The organism is Micromonospora sp. RTGN7 (assembly GCF_033804645.1).
Lineage (GTDB): Bacteria > Actinomycetota > Actinomycetes > Mycobacteriales > Micromonosporaceae > Micromonospora.
In genome coordinates, this window is sequence record NZ_JAPZLF010000008.1 from 139,511 (window position 1) to 159,419 (window position 19,909).

Sequence of the window (19,909 nt, forward strand, 5' to 3'; positions counted from 1 at the left end):
GTCATCAGCGTTGCAGCGTCAGCACACCCGGACGGTAAGGCAGGAGGCCGTAGTCGCCACCGGAGTTGGGGGCACGCCCCTGGTAGAGCAACTGCAGATTGCAGGGATCAACGGTCATGGTCTGGTCAGCGTTGCTGCGAACCAGATCGCCGTGGCTGATGTCGTTGGTCCAGGTGGCGCCACTGTTGGCCTTGCCGGCGAAGGGATTGCTCTCGCTTGCCGCCTGCGGCGTCCACGAACCGCCCAGGCTGGTGGCCGTGAACGAGCGGAAGTAGCGACCCTGCGAACCGATCGCCTCGACGAGCATGAGGTATTGGTTCTGGCCCTGGACCTTGTAGACCTGAACCCCTTCGAACAGATTGTTCGTCGTGTCACTCATGATCACCGTAGAGGTCGAGCCGAAACTGCCCGGGAAATTCCCGATCGGCATGCTGGCCCGATAGACCTTGCCGTTGTCTCCGGTGAAGAACAGATACATGTTCGTGCTGTCACCGATGAGTGTCTGGTCGATGGGACCCGTACCGGAGCCGGAGATGCTTCCGGTGAAGAGCACCTGCTGCGATGACCATCCGTTCGGATTGGTGGGGTCGCTCGACGTCCGGTAGGAGAAGGCGGTCCCACCCCACTGATAGGCAAGCACCCAGATGTTCTTCGGGGCAAAGTAGAAGAGCGTAGGCGCAACGGCGGAAAAAGGCATCGTGTTCTGGCTGGTCGAGGCCATGTCGGACCAGTTCGTGAAGGGGCCGAAGTTCATCGAGCCCCAACTCGTACCCGTGTCATGCGTCGTCGCATAGACGAGGTGCTTGCCGTTGTAGACGACGTTGGTGAAGTCCTTGAGCGAGACCCACCCCGACTTCGGGTTTGCCAGCGAGCCCGTCGAGGTCCAGCGGTACGTCGACGGAAGAGTGCAGGTGCCGTTCGGCGGCGGCGTCGTGGGCGGGGGCGTCGTGGGCCCGGTGGGCGGGGGCGTCGTCGGCCCCGCGCTACCGGTACATGTCACGCCGTTCACGGCGAAACTCGTCGGTGCCGGGTTACTGCCCGTCCATGACCCGTTGAAACCGAATGACACCGTGCCGTTGGTCGGAACCGATCCGTTGTAACTCACGTTCCTCGCGGTCACTGCCGATCCGCTCTGCGTCAACGTCGCGTTCCACGCCTGCGTCACTGTCTGCCCAGCGCCGAATGACCAGGTCAATGTCCAACTAGCCAACGGGTCACCAAGGTTCCTGATCAACAGGTTGGCACCGAATCCACCCTGCCACTGCGACGACACGACATAGTCGACCGAACAGCCGGCAGTCGCGGCATCAGCCGGCGACGCCACGACGACCGCCGCCGACGCCAGTAACGCGACGCCGGCCGACACCAGGCCGACATTGGTCGCTCTGGATCTAGTCATAAAGCACTCTCCTGACGGGATGGCGGCCGACACATTCGCCGGGACCGCTGCGATGTGAGCGTTAACAGCCGTGTCAGGTAGGTTACGGGAGCGCTCCCATCACCACAACCTCAAGCTTGCCGTCAGAAGGCGATGGCCAACGCCCACGTTCGCACACCGCAGGCCTATCGGGTTTCCGACAGCGGTGCGGGGATCAGGAGTCAGTCGTCGAGGAGAGCGGGGACGCGGGGTTAGCCGAGTAGGGCGAGGAGGTGGTGGACGGCCGGGTTGGTGGTGTCGCGTCGCCAGGCCAGCCGCACGTCCACCGTGGGCACCGGGGCGGTGAACCGGCGCAGCCGTACCCCCGGCACCTTCACCGCGCGGGCCCGCCCGGCCGGCACCGCCGCGATCACGTCTCCGCCGGCCACCGCGCGGAGCAGTTGCTCGTCGTCCGGCTCCTGCCGGACGAGGCGGAAGCCGCCGTGCGGCCACACCTGGGCGATGGTCCGGTCGAACATGCCGGGGCCGTTCTCGCGCGGCCACATCACGGCGGGCAGGTCGACCACCTCGGCCCGGCTGATCCGGCGTCGGCCGGTGGCCAGCGGGTGCCCCGCCGGCAGGGCCAGCAGCAACTCCTCGGTGTCGACGAACCGGCAGGCCAGCGCGGGTTCCTCGACGGGCGTGCGGACGAACGCCGCGTCGAGCCGGCCGGCGAGCAGTCCGGCGACGTTCGGGGCGGTCCAGGCGGTCTCGGCGGCCACCTCCACCTCGGGGTGGGCGGCCCGGAACCGGGCCACCAGGGCGTCCACCCGGCCGCCCCGGGCCGAGCGGGTGTACGCCAGTCGGAGCCGGCCGCCCCGGACCAGGTCGTGGATGCGGGTGGTGCCGGCCTCCACCTCGGCGAGCAGCCGGCCGGCCTCGGCGGCGACCCGCTCCCCCACCTCGGTCAGCGTGCAGCCCCGGCTGGTGCGGTGCACGAGCGGCACACCGAGCTGGCGTTCCAGGGCCCGGATCTGCTGGCTGAGCGCCGGCTGGGCGATGTGCAGGCGGGTGGCGGCCCGGGTGAAGTGCAGCTCCTCGGCGAGGATCGCGAAGTATCGCAGCCGGCGCAGGTCCCACCAGGTGTCCCGGGTCGCGGGATCGGGCATGGGCCAATCATAAGCGACGCTTATCGCCGACTGCTGGTTCCGTCTTGGACGGCGAACCCCCCGCCCGGCGACGATCCGTAACCAGGCAACGACAACCAGAGCACGACCGAGGGGAGCCGACGATGACGCAGACGACTGACGTGGTGGTGATCGGTGGCGGGGTGATCGGGCTGACCGCCGCCATCGCGCTCCAGGAGCGGGGCGCGCGGGTAGCGGTCTGGGCGGCGGACGATCCGGCGGACATCGTCTCGACGGTGGCCGCCGCGGTCTGGTACCCGAGCCACACCGACGAGGATCCCCGGGTGCTGCACTGGGCCCGGGACACCCACGCGGAGCTGGGCCGCCAGGCGGGCGGGGGCGTGCCGGGGGTGGTGGCCCGGCCGACCCGGATGCTGCTGCGCCACCGCCCCGCCGGCCTGCCATGGTGGGCGGACGCGACCGGGGACCTGGTGGCCGAGCCGGCCGCCGCGCCATACACCACGCTGCTGCGGTTCACCGCGCCGACCGTGGAGATGACCCCGTACCTGGCGTGGCTGCGGGAGCGGGTCGAGGCGGGCGGGGGGCGGGTGCTGCGCCGCCGGGTGCAACGGCTCGCCGAGGGCTTCGACGTCGCCCCGACGGTGGTCAACGCGACCGGGCTGGCCGCCGGCCGGCTCGCCGCCGACCCGGCGGTGCACCCGGCGCGCGGGCACGTGCTGCTGGTGGCGAACCCGGGCCTGACCACCTCGGTCCGCGACGAGGACGACCCGGCCGGCATCACCTACGTGCACCCGCGCCAGCACGACGTGGTGCTCGGCGGCACGTACGACCTGAACGCGTGGGACACCCGGCCCGACCCGGAGACGGCGGCGGCGATCCGACGGCGGTGCATAGCGCTGGTGCCGGAGCTGGCCGCCGCACCGGTGCTCGGCGAGCGGATCGGGCTGCGCCCGGCCCGGCACGGCGGGCCCCGGGTGGAGATCGAGGCGGCCGGGCCGGGCGGTGGCCGGTTGGTGCACGCGTACGGGCACGGCGGCGCCGGAGTCACCCTCTCCTGGGGCTGCGCCGCCGAGGTCGCCCGCCTCGCCCTGGGCGACTGAGCGACCCCACGCCGCCGGCGGGACGGCACACCACCGCGGCGGCGTGGGGTCAGGGCGTGAGGCGGACGAGCACCAGGTAGCCGCACTGGGCCAGCGGCACGAGCAGCACACAGGTCACGAAGCCGAGCGGAACGAACCGGGGCTGCGGGGCGTCCCCGCCGAGCACCGGCCGCCCCCACCGGCCGAGGACCAGGTACCCGGCGACGAAGGAGAGCACCGGCAACCCGGCGCAGGTGGCGGTGTAGAGGACGCCGGCACCGAGGCCCAGGCCGGCGGCCTTCAGCATGACCAGCGCCAGCAGGATCCCGGCCGCCGCGCAGCCCGCGTACACGGCCAGCGCCCGCGACAGCGGCGACCAGGTCGGCAGCAGCGGAGGGTGCCGGGCGACGGCCTCGGTGACCTGGAAGAGCCGGTCGGCCTCGTCGGCGAGCCGCCGGGCCTCGGTCAGCTCCGCGACCGGGTCGACACCCCCGGCGCGGGGCGCGGGCACCCCGGCCGCCGTCGGCAGCGCGACCAACGCGCCGCCCGCTGTCCCAGGGGGATACGCCCCGACCCCCGACCGCCCCGGCGCGGCGGCTGCGCCGCCGTCGACCACCGCCCCCGCCCCGGGGGCCCCGCCGGACCGGCCGCCGGACGGCCCCGGCCCGGAAACGATGCTGGCGGGGACGGCCGGCCCAGGGTGATCTCCCGAGGGCCCGGGTGGCGGGTCGTCGGGCAGGCCGAGGGCCCGGCCAAGGTGGCCGAGGCGCTGGGACTGCCCGGCGAGGCGCTGGGCGAGCTGGTCGGCCGACGCGTGCAGGGCGTGGCGGCGACCGGCCTCGGCGGCGGCGTCCTGGTCGGTCTCGCGGCGCTGGTCGGCCAACTGCCGGGCCAGGGCGGCGTATTCGGAGAAGGTGGACACCGCTCAGTCCTCCGCGTCCTGGTCGTGCCCGGCCCGCGTGAACGGCACGATCAGTCGGGTGCGCTGGTCGTGTCGGTCCACCAGCAGCGCGCGGTCGGCGCGCGGGGTGTGGGTGAGGTCGTGCTCGCCCAGGTACAGCCCCAGCTCCGTCCCGGGGACGTTCAGCGCGACGAGGCAGGCGACGTCGTCGCGGTGGTGCGACCCGCCGAGGTCGTCGGCCAGCCGGCGCAGCCCGCGCCACCAACCGAGCAGGTGCACCCCGTGGCCGGGGCCCTCACGCAGCAGGGCGCGCAGGTCGTCGAGGCCGGAGCGGAACGTGGTCGGGTCGGTGCCGGCGAGAGTGGCCGACGCGGCGTCCGCGCCGAACAGCACCAGGTAGGTCCGCCCGGCGGCGGGCGGTGCGGCGTCGGCGACGGCGGCGGCGAGCACGGCGATCCGGTCCCGCAGGGCGGCCTGGTCGAGGCGTTCGACCGGGTGGCCGGCGGCGACGAGCGCGGCGACGGTGTCGTCGTACGCCGGGCCCGCGGCGGCGACCAGCGGGGCGAGCAGGAAGCGGGCCTCGCCGGGGGTGTGCTGGCGGGCGAGGCTGAGGACGGCGGCGCGCAGCACGTCCGCGCCGGTGGTAGCGGTACCGACGACGGCGAGGTGCCGGCCCGGGGTGGCGTCCAGGGTGAAGCGGGCGGTGCTGCCGGCCACGTCGACCGTCCGGCCCACCAGGGCGGCCGGGGGCCCGTCACCGGCACCCAGGGCGGCGAAGGTGACGTCGTCCTCCAGCCGCGCGGGCTCGTACCCCCGGAAGACCGTCGGGGGGCGGTCGCCGGCCGGCCGGTCCCGCCACAGCTCGTGGCGCAGCCGGGCGAGGTCGTCGCGGACGGCGTACGCGTCGGGGAAGCGGATCACGGTGTCAGCGCCGGCCGCCCCGGCGGCGGTGTTCAGCACGGCCGCGCCGATCGGCAACGCGTTGGCGGCGTCGTTGAGCGGGTCGAGGGCACCCGCGCCGCCAGGCAGCGCCACCCGCAGCGGGAACTGCCCGAAGATCGCCTCGGCCCGGCCGTAGAGCGACTCGATGCCGGTGGTGGCCTGGCTGGCCAGCACCAGGTGTACGCCGTACGAGCGGCCCTTGCGGGCCAGCTCCTCCAGCAGGTCGACGGCCTCCCGGGCCAGGGCGTCGGTGCCGGCGAGCAGCACCTGGAACTCGTCGACGACCGCCACGATCCGTGGCACGGCGGCCTCCGGCGGCAGGTCGGCGAGTTTGGTGACGCCCTGCCGCTTGAGCACGGTCGCCCGCCGGTTCAGTTCCCGGCGCAGCTCACGCAGTACGGCGAGGCCGTACTCCCGGTCCGACTCGATGCCGACCGCGCGGGCGTGCGGCAGCCAGGACGGGTCGCGCTCGGTGGGGACGAACTCGGTGAAGCTGACGCCCTCCTTGAAGTCGAGCAGCCAGAGCTGGAGCTGTGCCGGGGAGTACCGGGCGGCCAGCCCGTAGAGGACGTCGAGGAGAAACACGGTCTTGCCGGCACCGGTGCGCCCGGCGACCAGCCAGTGCGGGGTGGCGTCGTCGAAGGCGACGGTGACCGGCTGCCGCCCGGCGCGGCCGACCACGGTGCAGAGCCCGGTGGCGCTGGACTCCGTCCACCGCAGGGCCGGCAGCAACTCGGCGAAGCTGGGCGGGGCGTCGCGGCGCACGGCCGGGCCGAGGTGCCCGGCGAGGGCGGCCACGGTGGCCGGTGGCAGGTCGCCGTCGAGCACGACGGGGGCGGCCAGCCCTGAGCCGTCGGCGCTGAACGGGTACCCGGGCGGGTCGCCGACGTGGGCGTACCGCTGGTGCAGCCGCAGCGCGGTGGCCGCGCCCAGCCGCGGCTCGTCGGGCGGGGTGGCCCGGGTAACCGGTGGGTGGCCGGCGAGCAGGACGCAGACCGCGGCGGACGGGCCGGCGTGGGTGAGCGCGGCGATCCGGGCGAGTTCCCGGGGCGCGGGCGCCGCGGCGGCGACCAGCACCAACAGCTCCCGCCCGGCTCCGGCGGCGTGCTGGGTCACCCGGACATGCCGCTCGACGGCGTCGAGCAGCGCGGTGACCTCGGCGGCGGTGGTGGCGATCGGGGCGAGCACCCCGGCGTCGAGCAGGGGGCGCAGCGGCAGGAAGGTCGCCCCGAAGGCCACCGTGTCGATGCCGGCGACCCGGACCGTGCCGGCCGGGGCGGTGGCGAGCAGTCGCAGCACCAACGCGCGCAGCAACTCGCCGACGCGCGGGTCGCGGGCGTCGGCGTCGACGGTGAGGTGGCATCCGCCGCCGAGCGGAACGAGCACGGGGAAGCCACCGTCCAGGGTGGTCGCCTCGCCGACCCGGACCCCGACGGGCGTGTCGGTCAGCGGGGTCGCCCCGGGGCTGGGGGCGGCGAGCCGCCCGCCGAGGCGGGCCAGCCGGGCAACGACCTCGGCGGGGCCGGTCACGGCCGGGGGCGGTGCGCCGAGGGCCAACCGGGCCCGGTTGAGCCGGTCACGGGCCTGCCGGTGCACGGCGACCGCCTGGCCGTACGCCGCCGCGAGCCTGCCCACCCTGTGCTCCCCACGCGATGGCCGTCTGGTCCAGCGAACCCTAACGGACGCGCGCCCGCGGCGGACAGTCCGCAGCCCGTGGCAGGCTCTTCTGCCACGGGTGGTGGCCGGTGGTCCAGGGGTGGACCGCCGGTCGTCGGCGTGCGGGGGGTGGATCATCGGGACCGGTGCGGAAAGCACCCACGGGAGAGACTAATTCACAATTATCGATTAGCTTGGCGTGCGTACACCCGATGGAGGGAGTCCACCTCGTGCGACGCGTTCTCGCGGCGGCCCTCGCCGCCCTGACCGTCACCACCGCTGGCGCGGCCGTGGCCGGCGCCCCCGGCCAGGCCGCCACCCGATCGGGCTGGGGCCGGCCGGTCGCCGCCCCCGCCGCGCCGACACCCGGCAGCCCCGGCCTGGGCGACAGCTACTTCCCCGACTACGGCAACGGTGGGTACGACGTCGACCACTACGACGTCCGGCTGCGCTACGAGCCGGCCACCGACCAGCTCAGCGGCACCACCACGATCCTGGCCCGGGCCACCCAGGACCTGTCCCGGTTCAACCTGGACTTCGTGCTCGACGTCGAGTCGGTGCGGGTCAACGGCTGGACGGCCACCCACGCCCGGGAGGGTGCCCACGAGCTGGTGATCACCGCACCCCGCCCGATCGTCAAGGGCGATTCCCTCACCGTCGTCGTGAAGTACGCCGGCGTGCCGTCGACGACAAAGGTCAACGGCTACACCGGCTGGAAGCGGACGGCCGACGGCGGCCTCGCCGTCAACGAGCCCGAGTCGGCCTGGTGGTGGTACCCGAGCAACGACCACCCCCTCGACAAGGCCAACTGGGACGTCTCGGTCTCCGTGCCGGCCGGCGTCGAGGTGATCAGCAACGGCGTTCAGCCACGCCCGCCGCTGGCCGAGGCCGGCAACCGGATGCGGTGGAGTTGGCGCAGCACCAGCCCCGGCACGGGGTACGAGTCGTTCCTGGCCGTCGGCCAGTACGACATCGTCACCGACGTCGCCCCGAACGGGCAGCCGGTCGTCAACGCGTACAGCACCACGCTGGGCGTGCTCGGGCCTGCGGCGCGGGCCAGCATCGAACGGACCGCCGAGATCAACGAGTGGGCGAGTGGCCTCTTCGGGTCGTACCCGTTCGAGGCGCAGGGCGGGGTGGCCGGTCCGGTCGACGGCATCGGCTTCGCCCTGGAAACGCAGACCCGCCCGGTGTACGGGCCGGGCTTCTGGCGGCGCGGCTCGAACACCTCCGTCATCGTCCACGAGAACGCCCACCAGTGGTTCGGCGCCTCGGTATCCGTGGCGGACTGGCGACACATCTGGCTCAACGAGGGCTTCGCCTCGTACGCCGAGTGGCTTTGGTCGGAGGAACAGGGCGAGGGCACCGCCCAGGAGTTGTTCGACTTCACCTACGCCACCTACCCGGCCGACGACGGCTTCTGGCAGGTCCTGCCCGGTGCTCCCGGCGCGGACAACATCTTCGACGACGCGGTCTACGACCGGGGCGCGATGACCCTGCACCAGCTCCGGCTGGCCGTCGGCGACGAGGCGTTCTTCCGAATCCTGCCGGCGTGGACCGCCGCCCACCGGCACGGCACGGGCACGGTGGAGCAGTTCCAGGCCCTCGCGGAGCGGATCTCCGGCCAGGACCTCGACGCCCTCTTCACCACCTGGCTGTTCACCAAGGGCCGCCCGGAGCTTTCCGGCTCAGCCGCCGCCACCCGCACCGGCACCGCGCCGGCCGAGCCGAAGTCCTGGGCGAAGATCCGCGACACCCACCGGCTCCACGCCCACTGACCCATCCCCCGGACGGCATGGACAACGGGCCGGGACAGCAGGGTCCCGGCCCGTTGGGCGTCGTGGCGTGCGGTGGGTCAGCGGGCGGCGAGCGGCTGGTGTGCCGGGTCGACCGGGGCGGGCAGTTCGCCGACGCCACCGAGGTACGTGTGGATCGCGGCGGCCGCCGCGCGTCCCTCGGCGATCGCCCAGACGATCAGCGAGGCTCCCCGGTGCATGTCGCCGGCGACGAAGACGCCGTCGGCGGCGGTCTGCCAGTCCGGGCGGGCGTCCACCGCGCCCCGGGCGTTGCGGGTGACCCCGAACTGCTCCAGCAGCGGCTGCCGTTCGGTGCCCTCGAAGCCGATCGCCAGCAGCACCAGGTCCGCAGGGAGGTCCCGCTCGGAGCCGGGCAGCGGGGTGACGATCCGCCGGCCGTCGCGCTTCTCGACGGTCACCTCGGCGATCCGGACGGACTTCACCTGGCCGGTGCCGTCGTCGACGAACTCCTGCACGGCGACGGCGAAGACCCGATCGCCGCCCTCCTCGTGCGCCGGGTAGTTGCGCAGAACCCACGGCCAGGTCGGCCACGGGTCCCGTTCGGCGTCGCGGGAGTGCGGCGGCTCCGGGTACAGGTCGAGCTGGTGCACCCCGGCGGCGCCCTGGCGGTGGGCCACGCCGAGGCAGTCCGCGGCGGTGTCGCCGCCGCCGATGATGACCACGTGCTTGCCGGCCGCGTCGATCGGGGTGCCGTTGGGCAGCACGGCGAGCGCCGGCTTGTCCTCACTGGCCGCGGCGACCACCCGGTTCGCCGCGACGAGGTGCCTCATCGCCTGGTGTACGCCGCGCAGCCCCCGTCCCGGGGTCTCCGGGGTGTCCCGGCCCTGGAGTGCTCCGCAGGCGAGCAACACGGCGTCGTGCGCCTCGCGCAACTGCTCGGCGGTCACGTCGACACCCACGTTCACCCCGGTACGGAACCGCACGCCCTCGGCCTCCAGTTGGGCCAGCCGCCGGTCGACGTGCTGCTTCTCCAGCTTGAAGTCGGGGATGCCGTACCGGAGCAGGCCGCCGATCGCATCGTCGCGCTCGTACACCGTCACGGTGTGGCCGGCGCGGGCGAGCTGTTGGGCGGCGGCCAGGCCTGCGGGCCCGGAGCCGACCACGGCGACCGTCCGGCCGGTCGGCGCCGCCGCCGGGCGAGGAATGAGCCCGCCCCGGGTCACCGCCGCGTTGGCGATCTCCACCTCAATCTGCTTGATGGTGACCGGGTCGCCGCCCCCGATGCCGAGGACGCACGCGGCCTCGCACGGTGCCGGGCAGAGCCGGCCGGTGAACTCGGGGAAGTTGTTGGTGGCGTGCAGCGACTCCACCGCCGCATCCCAGTTGCCGGTCCGGACCAGATCGTTCCAGTCCGGGATGCGGTTGCCCAGCGGGCAGCCGGCAGTGTCGCTGTGGCAGAACGGGATGCCGCAGTCCATGCAGCGGGTGGCCTGCTCGCGGATCAGCTCCTCGCCGGCCGGCGGGTACACCTCCCGCCAGTCGCTGATCCGCACCGGCACCGGGCGGCGCGCGGGCAGCCGCCGGTCGTAGCGCAGGAAACCGTTCGGGTCAGGCACGAGCCACCTCCTGGGCGACCGACCGCAGGGCGGGCGGTACCGACACGGACGAGTCCGAAGACGCCGACGACGATGACACGGACGAGACGGAAGACGCCGGCTGCGATGACACCGACGAGTCGGAAGACGCCGACGGCGATGACACGGACGAGACGGAAGACGCCGACGACGATGACACGGACGAGACGGGAGACGCCGACGACGATGACACGGACGAGACGGGAGACGCCGGCTGCGATGCGGAAGCGGCTGACGCCGCCAATGCGCTCATCACCGCGTCGTCGACGTCACGGCCGGCAGCTTCGGCGGCTCGCATGATCTCCAGCACCCGGCGGTAGTCCCGGGGCACCACGGCGGTGAACTCCTCCACCGCCTCCGGCCAGCGCTTCAGCAGCGACTCGGCGACCGTCGAGGCGGTCTCGTCGACGTGCCGGTGGATCAGCTCGTGCAGCCGGTCCCGCTCCTCGTCGCACAGCGGCAACAGGTCGACCATCTCGGTGTTGACCCGCCGCCGGTCGAGATTCCAGACGAACGCCGTCCCGCCGGACATGCCGGCGGCGAAGTTGCGCCCGGTCTCGCCGAGCACCACCACCGTGCCGCCGGTCATGTACTCGCAGCCGTGGTCGCCGACGCCCTCGACGACCGCCACCGCGCCGGAGTTACGCACCGCGAAGCGCTCGCCGACCCGGCCGCGCAGGAAGACCTCGCCCGCCGTGGCCCCGTACAGGATGGTGTTGCCGGCGACGATCTGGTCCTCGGCGCGCTCCCCCGGTGGGGCCCCGCCGTTGACGAACGGCGCGGCGGCGTCCGGGCGGACGACGATCCGGCCGCCGGAGAGGCCCTTGGCAACGTAGTCGTTGGCGTCGCCGTGCAGCCGCAGGGTGACTCCGTTCGGCAGGAACGCGCCGAACGACTGCCCGGCGGTGCCGCGCAGCAGGAACTCGATGGTGTCGGTAGGCAGGCCGGTCCCGCCGAAGCGGCGGGTGACCTCGCCGCCGAGCATCGCGCCGACGCTGCGGTGCTCGTTGCGCACCGCCACCTCGACCCGCACCGGCGTGCCGTCGGTGAGCGCCGGCCCGGCAAGGGCGATCAGCTCGTTGTCCAGCGCCAACTCCAGGCCGTGGTCCTGGGCCCGCACGCCACGCCGGGCGGCGCCGGCCGGCAGCTCCGGCTGGTGCAGTACGCGGCTCAGGTCCAGACCGTGGGCCTTCCAGTGGTCGATGGCCTCGACGACGTCGAGCAGCTCGGTCTGGCCGATCGCCTCGGAGATCGACCGGAGGCCCAGCTCGGCGAGGTACCCCCGGACCTCCTCGGCGAGGAAGAGGAAGAAGTTCTCCACGAACTCGGGGGTGCCGTTGAACCGTTCGCGCAGCACTGGGTTCTGAGTCGCGATGCCGACCGGGCAGGTGTCCAGGTGACAGACCCGCATCATCACGCAGCCGGAGACGATCAACGGGGCGGTGGCGAAGCCGAACTCCTCGGCGCCGAGCAGCGCCGCGATCAGCACGTCCCGGCCGGTCTTGAGCTGCCCGTCGACCTGCACGGTGACCCGGTCGCGGAGCCTGTTGAGCAGTAGCGTCTGCTGCGCCTCGGCCAGGCCCAGCTCCCAGGGGGTGCCGGCGTGCTTGAGGGAGTTCAGCGGAGAGGCGCCGGTGCCGCCGTCGTGGCCGGAGATCAGGATGACGTCGGCCTTGAGCTTCGCCACGCCGGCCGCGACCGTGCCGACGCCGACCTCGCTGACCAGCTTGACGTGCACCCGGGCGGCCGGGTTGACGCACTTGAGGTCGTGGACGAGTTGGGCCAGGTCCTCGATCGAGTAGATGTCGTGGTGCGGCGGCGGGGAGATCAGGCCGACGCCCGGGGTGGCATGCCGGGTACGGGCGATCCACGGCCAGACCTTGTTGCCGGGCAGTTGGCCGCCCTCGCCGGGCTTGGCGCCCTGGGCCATCTTGATCTGGAGGTCGTCGGCGTTGACGAGGTATTCGCTGGTCACGCCGAACCGGCCGCTGGCGATCTGCTTCACCGCGGAGCGCCGCTGCGGGTCGTGTAGCCGCTCGACGTCCTCGCCGCCCTCGCCGGTGTTGGACTTGCCGCCGAGGCGGTTCATCGCGATGGCGAGGGTCTCGTGCGCCTCGGCGGAGATCGACCCGTACGACATGGCGCCGGTGGCGAACCGCTTGACGATCTCGCTCACCGGCTCGACCTCGTCCAGCGGCACCGGCGGGCGGAGGCCGGTGCGCAGGGTGAACAGGCCGCGCAGCGAGCCGGCCCGCGCGGCCAGCTCGTCGACCTTGGCCGTGTACTGGCGGAATACGTCGTACTGGCGGGTTCGGGTGGCGTGCTGGAGCAGGAAGACCGTCTCCGGGTTGAACAGGTGCAGCTCACCCTCGCGGCGCCACTGGTACTCGCCGCCGACCTCCAACTGGTCGGACGCCACCACGCCCGGCGCCGGCCAGGCCCGCGAGTGTCGGGCGGCGACCTCGGCGTGGATGCCGTGCAGGTCGACCCCGCCGATCGTGCTCGGGGTGCCCCGGAAGTATCGCTCGACAAGACGGGTGTCCAGGCCGAGGGCCTCGAACACCTGCGCCCCGCAGTAGGACGAGACGGTCGAGATGCCCATCTTGGACATGATCTTCAGGACGCCCTTGCCGAGCCCCTTGACGTAGTTGCGCACCGCCTTCGCCGCCATCTCCGATGGCGGCTCGTCGGGCTTTGTCGGGGCCACTCCGGTCAGTACTCCGGTGGCGATCATGTCCTCCACCGACTCGAACGCAAGGTAGGGGTTGACGGCCGCGGCGCCGTACCCGATCAGCACGGCCGCGTGGTGCACCTCGCGGCAGTCCCCGGACTCGACGATCAGCGCCACCTGGGTACGGGTCTGCTCGCGCACCAGGTGCTGGTGCACGGCGGCGGTGAGCAGCAGCGACGGGATCGGGGCGAGGTCGGCGTTGGAATCCCGGTCGGAGAGCACCAGGATGCGTACGCCGTCCTCGATCGCCTCGGACACGTGCCGGCAGATCTCGGTGAGCCGGGCCTTGATCCCGGGACCGCCGTCGCGGACCCGGTAGAGCCCGGAGACCCGCACGGCCTTGAAGCCGGGCAGGTCGCCGTCCTCGTCGATGCAGAGGATCTTGGCCAGCTCGTCGTTGTCGATCACCGGGTACGGCAGCACGACCTGCCGACAGCTCGCCGCGCCCGGGTCGAGCAGGTTGCCCTCCGCGCCGATGGTGTGCCGGAGGCTGGTCACCAACTCCTCCCGGATGGCGTCCAACGGCGGGTTCGTGACCTGGGCGAAGAGCTGGTGGAAGTAGTCGTAGAGCAACCGGGGCCGGGTCGACAGCGGGGAGATCGGCGTGTCGGTGCCCATCGAGCCGAGCGGCTCGGCGCCGGTGCGGGCCATCGGCTCGAGGAGGATCTTCAGCTCCTCCTGCGAGTACCCGAACGTCTGCTGACGGCGGCGCACCGAGTCGTGCGTGTAGACGGTGTGCTCGCGCGGGGGCAGGTCGGTCAGGTCGATCAGCCCGGCGTGCAGCCACTCGCCGTACGGCTGCGCGGCGGCCAGCTCGGCCTTGATCTCGTCGTCGGAGACGATCCGGCCGGCGACGGTGTCGACCAGGAACATTCTTCCCGGCTGGAGCCGCCCCTTGGCGACCACGGTGGCCGGGTCGAGGTCCAGCACGCCCGCCTCGCTGCCGAGCACCACCAGGCCGTCGGAGGTGCGCCACCAACGGCCCGGGCGCAGGCCGTTGCGGTCGAGCACCGCGCCGACGATGTCGCCGTCGGTGAACGCGACGGACGCCGGCCCGTCCCACGGCTCCATCAGGCTGGAGTGGAACCGGTAGAAGGCGCGCTCGTCGGCGCGCATGTCCGAGTCGTTCTCCCACGCCTCGGGGATCATCATCAGCACCGCGTGCGGCAGGCTCCGCCCGGACAGGTGCAGCAGCTCCAGGACCTCGTCGAAGTTCGCCGAGTCGGACGCGGCCGGGGTGCAGACCGGGAAGACCCGGCGGATGTTGCCGGGCAGGTTCGGGCTGCGCAGCATCGATTCTCGTGCCTGCATCCAGTTCCGGTTGCCGCGGATCGTGTTGATCTCGCCGTTGTGCGCGATGAGCCGGTACGGGTGGGCCAGCGGCCAGGAGGGGAACGTGTTGGTGGAGAACCGCGAGTGCACCAGCGCGATCGCGCTGACCACCCGCTCGTCGGTCAGGTCCGGGAAGAACTCCGGGAGCTGGTCGGGGGTGAGCATCCCCTTGAAGACCATGGTCCGGGCGGAGAGCGACGGGAAGTATGCCGGCACGCCCCGCTCGGTGCTCTCCCGCTCGGCCTGCTTGCGCACGCAGAACGCCACCCGGTCCAGGTCGAGGCCGGTCAGCGGGGAGCCGGCCGGACCGGCCGGGGAGTCGGTGAGCCGGTGCGCGGCCAGGAAGACCTGCCGCACCCGGGGCATCGCCGCGAGGGCGGTCTCGCCCAGGCCACCCGGGTCGGTGGGCACGTCCCGCCAGCCGAGGATGTCGGCGCCCTCGACCAGGGCGTACTTCTCCAGAACCCGGCGGGCACGGGCCTCGCCGGCGTCGTCGGTCGGCAGGAAGACCAGGCCGGTGGCGTATTCCCCGGCAGGCGGCAGCGGGAAGTCCACCACCGCGCGTAGGAACGCGTCCGGCACCTGAATCATGATCCCGGCGCCATCGCCGGTGTTGTGCTCCGCGCCGCGGGCACCTCGGTGGTCCAGCCGGAGCAGTGCGCCGAGGCCGTTCGCCACGACCGCGTGGGAACGCCGACCGTACAGGTCCGCCACGAAGGCCACACCGCAAGCGTCATGCTCGTGCACGGGGTCGTAGAGGCCGGTCGCGCGCGGGGCCGACTGCTGGTTGGGAGGGTACGGAAAGGCCACCGGGCCTCCTGTCGTCACTCAGGTTTGGAACACGGTCGGGACGACGTCGGCCCTTATGGGTCTATTGAGTCTACGTTAGGGGTTACCACGCAAGGCCAGTTCAGATTGATCACACTTCCAGATGGTGGGAAAGGTAGTCTCGCGCGGTGGATAACGTGCGCACTGAGCCGACTGCGACGTTCGACCGGCTGGAACACCTCTACGACGCGGTGCCCCGTGATGTGGCCCGCGCGGAGGAACACGGCCCCCTCGTGCTCTTCGTCCGGGACGGCCCGGGTTGGCCGTTCTATGCCCGGCCCCGGCTCGACGCCACCGCGCCGGCCTCGGTCGCCGACGTCACCGCCGTGCGGCAGCGGCAGCGGGAACTGGGTCAGCCGGAGGCCTTCGAGTGGGTGCACGAGCGCCACCCGGACCTGCTCGCGGTCACCCGCGCGGCGGGGCTGACCGTGCTGGAGGCCCCGCTGATGGTGCTCGACCCGGCGGCGACGCCGGCCGTGCCCGAGGACTTCACCGACGTACCGGTGCGGCTGCTGGACCCCGCCGCGCCCGGCTTCGCCGCGGACGTGGCCGCCCGCCGCGCGGTCGCCGCGGTCGCCTTCGCCGCCGCCGGCACCGCTCGGGGCGACGCCGGACCAGCGCAGCGCGACGCGGCGATCACCGAGCTGGACCCGGCCTCGCTGGACGAGGAGCGGGCCCGCGTCGCCGACGGCCGCCGCCTCTCGGTGCTCGCCGAGACGCCCACCGAGGGCGCGCTGGCCAGCGCAATGGCGATGCCGCTCGGGGACACCGCCGAGATCGCCGGGGTGGCCACCCTGCCGTCGGCCCGCCGCCGGGGCCTCGGCGCGGCGGTCACCGCCGCCCTCGCTGGCGAGCTGCGCCAAGCCGGCACCGACCTGATCTTCCTCTCCGCCGGCAGCGAGGAGATCGCCCGCGTCTACCTGCGGGTCGGCTTCCGCCGGCTCGGCACCGCCTGCATCGCCGAGCCCACCGCGCTCATCTGACCCAGCGCACTCACCTGCCTGAGCCTCGGCACTCACCTGGCTGAGCCAGGGCACTCACCTGGCTGAGCCAGCGGCCCCACCTGACCCAACCGGCGGGGTCGTCCTCACCTGGCGCGGCACCGGGCCGCGCGCCAGGTCAGGACGGGGGGCGCCAACGGGCGGCGGAGGAGGCGGCGCTGGAAAGCAGGCGGGGGCTGATCGTGCCCAGGGCCGCGTCGCGGGCCCGCAGGGCGAGCCGGCCCCGGGCCTGGAGCACCGCCGACATCCGGCGGGTCTGCCGGACCACCGCGGCCGCGCGAGGCCGGCGCAACCGGTCGTACGAGGCGACGGCGTCCGGCAGGCGGGCCTCGCGCAGCAGCGAGGCGAGGGTGGCGGCGTCCTCGAAGGCGAGACAGGCACCCTGGCCGAGGTGCGGGGGCATGGCGTGAGCGGCATCGCCGAGCAGCACCACCCCGCCCGGCCCGGCCGGGAAACCGTACGCGCGGGGCAGCGGGCGCAGCTCGCGGATCTCCTGTTGCACCAGGTCCGCAGGGTCGGTGGCGTCGAGCAGCTCCCCGATCGGGGCGGGCCAGCCGGCGTACCAGCGGCGAAGCAGAGCGAGCTGGGTCTCCGGGGACTCCGGCCGGGGCGCACCGGCGGCGGTGGCCACCCAGTAGACGCCACCCCGGCTGGACCCGCCCGACGAGCCACGCTCGCCCAACGAGGCGGCCACGAACCGGTACCCGGCGCCCAGGGTCTCCCCGCCGACCGGCTGGTCCGCCGGCAACTGTGGGGCCCGGTACCAGGGGATGACCGCCCGCCAGGCGGCGCAGCCGGAGCTGACCACCCGCGACTCGGGAGCCAACTGCCGGCGGATCTCGCTGTCGATGCCGTCGGCGGCGACCACCAGGTCTGCCTCGAAGCGCTGCCGACCGTCGCCGACGGAGGGCCGTTCACCCGCCTCGGCCCGGACCGTGCGCATCACCACACCGGTGCGCAGCTCCACCCGCTCGCCGAGACCCGCGATCAGCGTGTCGTGCAGGTCCTCCTGGTGCACCACCACCGGCATCCGGTCGGCGGGGGTGGGGCGGGGCTGCACCAGCCAGTGCCCGTCGGGGCGGCGTACCCCGCCGTCGGGCAGCGGGGTGGCGATCGCGTCCAGGCCCGCGCCGAGGCCGAGGGCGCGCAGCGCGCGTACCCCGTTGGGCCAGAGCACGACGGCCGTCGGCTCCGGACGGACCCGGTCGGCACGCTCCAGCAGGGTGACCCGCCACCCGGACCGGGCCAGCGCGCCGGCGACCGCGAGGCCGCCGATCCCGGCCCCGACCACCACTGCGGTACGCATGCCGTCTCTTCCCCCCGCTCAGCTCTCCCGGTCGGTGGCGCGGGGGCCGGCGGTGCCGGACCGCTCGCCGCCCGGCGGCACGTCACCGCCCGCCCGGTCGCCCTCATCTCGCGCGTCGCCCGTCAGGTCGCCCTCGCCGTGCGCACCGGCCGCCCGATCGCCCTCGTCACGCGGGTCGCCCGTCGGGTCGTCGCCGGGCGCGTCGGCACCCGCCGCAGGACCCTCGGCAGCCCCGGGGCCCGAGGCCGCGTCGGGCTCGTCGGGGACCGCACCGGTCTCCTGGTACGCGCGAAACTGCTCCTCGCTCACCACCCGGTAGCCCTCGGGGGCGGTCGCCTGCGCACCGGAGCCTCGCTGGGACAGGTCCACCTGGGAGACGTCGCCGCCGGTGGCGGTCGGGACGCCGGTGGGGCCGCCGATCGGGATCAGATATTCCCGGGGGCCACGGGCCCGCAGGAAGTAGATCAGCGCGCCGACGAAGACCAGGGCGGCCGTGAAGACGTTGAGCCGGACGCCGAGGATGCGGTTGGCCTCGTCGGTGCGAATCAGCTCGATCCAGAACCGGCCGACGGTGTAACCCATCACGTAGAGCGCGAACGCCCGCCCCCTGCCGAGGCGCAGCTTGCGGTCGAGAACGATGACCAGGGCGGCCACGCCGACGTTCCACAGTGCCTCGTAGAGGAACGTCGGGTGGTAGAGACCCGGCAGCAGCACCGGCTGGCCGTCGACGACCTGGGCGTGGCCGGGGTTGCGCGAGTCCATGTCGTGGACCTGAAGCCCCCACGGCAGAGTCGTCCGGCCGCCGTAGAGCTCGTTGTTGAACCAGTTGCCGAACCGGCCGATGGCCTGGGCCAGCGGCAGCCCTGGGGCGAGCGCGTCGGCCACCACGGCGAACGGAATGCCGAGCTGGCGGGCCGCGATCCAGGCGCCGAGCGCTCCGCCGGCCACCGCGCCCCAGATGCCCAGCCCGCCCTCCCAGATGAAGAACGCCTTGAGCGGCTCGCCGCCGGCGCCGAAGTATTTCTCCGGGGAGGTGATGACGTGGTAGATCCGGGCACCGACGATGCCGGTCGGCACCGCCCAGACGGCGATGTCGAGCACCGCGCCGGGGGCGACGCCCCGCTGGCGCAGCCGACGCTCGGTCAACACGCAGGCCACCACAATGCCGGCGATGATGCAGAGCGCATACGCCCGCAGCGGCAGCGGGCCGAGCTGCCAGACGGCCGTGCTCGGGCTCGGCAGGGCAGCCAGGGGGATCGTCGAGGCGAGGGTCACGGGCCACACGCTACCGCTGCGCACCGCCCCGGCGGCACCCCGGTCGGGTGAGCCGCGCGATCTCCGGCCCACGAAGACGCCTTGTGTCGCATCTCGCGGTGCCCGGGTGGGGCGCGGCGGTCAGCGGCGCGGGCCGCGCACGCCCTCGGCGAGTTCGGCGCTGAGCGCGCGCAGGGCGGCCAGGCCGTCGGCCGGGTCCGGCGCGTCGAGCAGGCAGCGGATCAGCGCGCTGCCGACGATGACCCCGTCGGCGTACCCGGCGACCGTGCCGGCCTGTGCGCCGGTGCCGACGCCGAGCCCGACCGCGACCGGCAGGTCGGTGACCTCCCGCAGCCGGGAGACCAGCAGCGGCGCGGCGTCGGAGGTCTGCGAACGGGCACCGGTGACGCCCATGATCGCGGTGGCGTAGACGAAGCCCCGGCAGTGTTCCACGGTCATCCTCAGCCGCGCGTCGGTCGACGACGGGGAGACCAGGAAGGTGCGGTCCAGCTCGTGCGCGTCCGAGGCGGCCAGCCACTCGTCGGCCTCGTCGGGGATCAGGTCCGGGGTGACCAGGCCGGTGCCGCCGGCCGCGGCCAGGTCCCGGGCGAACGCGTCGACGCCGTACTGCTCGATCGGGTTCCAGTAGGTCATCGTGACCACCGGGGCGCCGGTGGCCGCGACCGCCTCGATGATGCGCAGCGTGTCGGCGGTGCGTACGCCGCCGGCCAGGGCGATGTCGCTGGCCCGCTGGATCACCGGGCCGTCCATCACCGGGTCGGAGTACGGGATCTCCAGCTCGATGACGTCCACCCCGGCCTCCACCATCGCGATCATCGCGGCGATGCTGCCCTCGACGGTGGGGAACCCGGCCGGCATGCAGCCGACCAGCACGGCCCGCCCGTCGGCGCGAGCCTTGTCAAAGGCCACCCCGATCCGGCTCATGCCGTCACCTGCGCGCGATCGGTGCCGGCGGGCGCCGG

The 19,909-nt window shown here is 73.5% G+C and carries 11 protein-coding genes and 1 pseudogene; 3 read left to right on the plus strand and 9 right to left on the minus strand.

What is annotated here, in order from left to right:
• Positions 1-4 precede the first annotated feature (4 nt).
• Entirely contained in the window at positions 5-1,399 is a 1,395-nt protein-coding gene (locus SNR22_RS14175; RefSeq protein WP_320067016.1) for a non-reducing end alpha-L-arabinofuranosidase family hydrolase, read from the minus strand.
• Between the two features lie 230 nt (positions 1,400-1,629).
• Positions 1,630-2,526, minus strand: a complete 897-nt coding sequence (locus tag SNR22_RS14180) for a LysR family transcriptional regulator (RefSeq protein ID WP_320067017.1) — start codon at positions 2,524-2,526, stop codon at positions 1,630-1,632.
• A gap of 122 nt (positions 2,527-2,648) precedes the next feature.
• On the opposite strand from SNR22_RS14180, the gene SNR22_RS14185 reads away from it, so the two are divergent.
• A complete protein-coding gene (locus tag SNR22_RS14185; protein WP_320067018.1) occupies positions 2,649-3,605 on the plus strand; it encodes an FAD-dependent oxidoreductase in 957 nt (318 codons plus the stop codon).
• Between the two features lie 49 nt (positions 3,606-3,654).
• On the opposite strand, the gene SNR22_RS14190 is transcribed toward SNR22_RS14185, so the two are convergent.
• Together SNR22_RS14190 and SNR22_RS14195 are read right to left on the minus strand one after the other, a co-directional pair.
• Entirely contained in the window at positions 3,655-4,506 is an 852-nt protein-coding gene (locus SNR22_RS14190; protein ID WP_320067019.1) for a hypothetical protein, read from the minus strand.
• A 3-nt stretch (positions 4,507-4,509) separates the two neighbouring features.
• Positions 4,510-7,062, minus strand: coding sequence for an FtsK/SpoIIIE domain-containing protein (locus tag SNR22_RS14195; RefSeq protein WP_413775632.1), 2,553 nt, complete (start codon positions 7,060-7,062; stop codon positions 4,510-4,512).
• Positions 7,063-7,313: 251 nt separating this feature from the next.
• Here SNR22_RS14195 and SNR22_RS14200 point away from each other — a divergent pair, with 251 nt between their 5' ends.
• On the plus strand, positions 7,314-8,861 hold the full coding sequence (locus SNR22_RS14200; RefSeq protein WP_320067020.1) for a M1 family metallopeptidase: 1,548 nt from the start codon (positions 7,314-7,316) through the stop codon (positions 8,859-8,861).
• Between the two features lie 77 nt (positions 8,862-8,938).
• Here SNR22_RS14200 and SNR22_RS14205 read toward each other — a convergent pair whose 3' ends face one another.
• Together SNR22_RS14205 and gltB are read right to left on the minus strand one after the other, a co-directional pair.
• Entirely contained in the window at positions 8,939-10,456 is a 1,518-nt protein-coding gene (locus SNR22_RS14205; RefSeq protein WP_320067021.1) for a glutamate synthase subunit beta, read from the minus strand.
• Positions 10,457-10,637: 181 nt separating this feature from the next.
• Positions 10,638-15,347: pseudogene (gene gltB, locus SNR22_RS14210) on the minus strand (glutamate synthase large subunit); the annotation flags it as partial.
• A 146-nt stretch (positions 15,348-15,493) separates the two neighbouring features.
• Here gltB and SNR22_RS14215 point away from each other — a divergent pair.
• Positions 15,494-16,348, plus strand: coding sequence for a GNAT family N-acetyltransferase (locus SNR22_RS14215; protein WP_320067023.1), 855 nt, complete (start codon positions 15,494-15,496; stop codon positions 16,346-16,348).
• A 136-nt stretch (positions 16,349-16,484) separates the two neighbouring features.
• On the opposite strand, the gene SNR22_RS14220 is transcribed toward SNR22_RS14215, so the two are convergent.
• The 3 genes from SNR22_RS14220 to trpA all read right to left on the minus strand — a co-directional run bounded on the left by SNR22_RS14220 (position 16,485) and on the right by trpA (position 19,871).
• The gene (locus SNR22_RS14220; protein WP_320067024.1) at positions 16,485-17,672 is read right to left on the minus strand and encodes an NAD(P)/FAD-dependent oxidoreductase; all 1,188 of its coding nucleotides are present in this window, start codon (positions 17,670-17,672) and stop codon (positions 16,485-16,487) included.
• A gap of 18 nt (positions 17,673-17,690) precedes the next feature.
• The gene (lgt, locus tag SNR22_RS14225; RefSeq protein ID WP_320067025.1) at positions 17,691-18,947 is read right to left on the minus strand and encodes a prolipoprotein diacylglyceryl transferase; all 1,257 of its coding nucleotides are present in this window, start codon (positions 18,945-18,947) and stop codon (positions 17,691-17,693) included.
• A gap of 120 nt (positions 18,948-19,067) precedes the next feature.
• Positions 19,068-19,871, minus strand: coding sequence for a tryptophan synthase subunit alpha (gene trpA, locus SNR22_RS14230; protein WP_320067026.1), 804 nt, complete (start codon positions 19,869-19,871; stop codon positions 19,068-19,070).
• Positions 19,872-19,909: the final 38 nt, after the last annotated feature.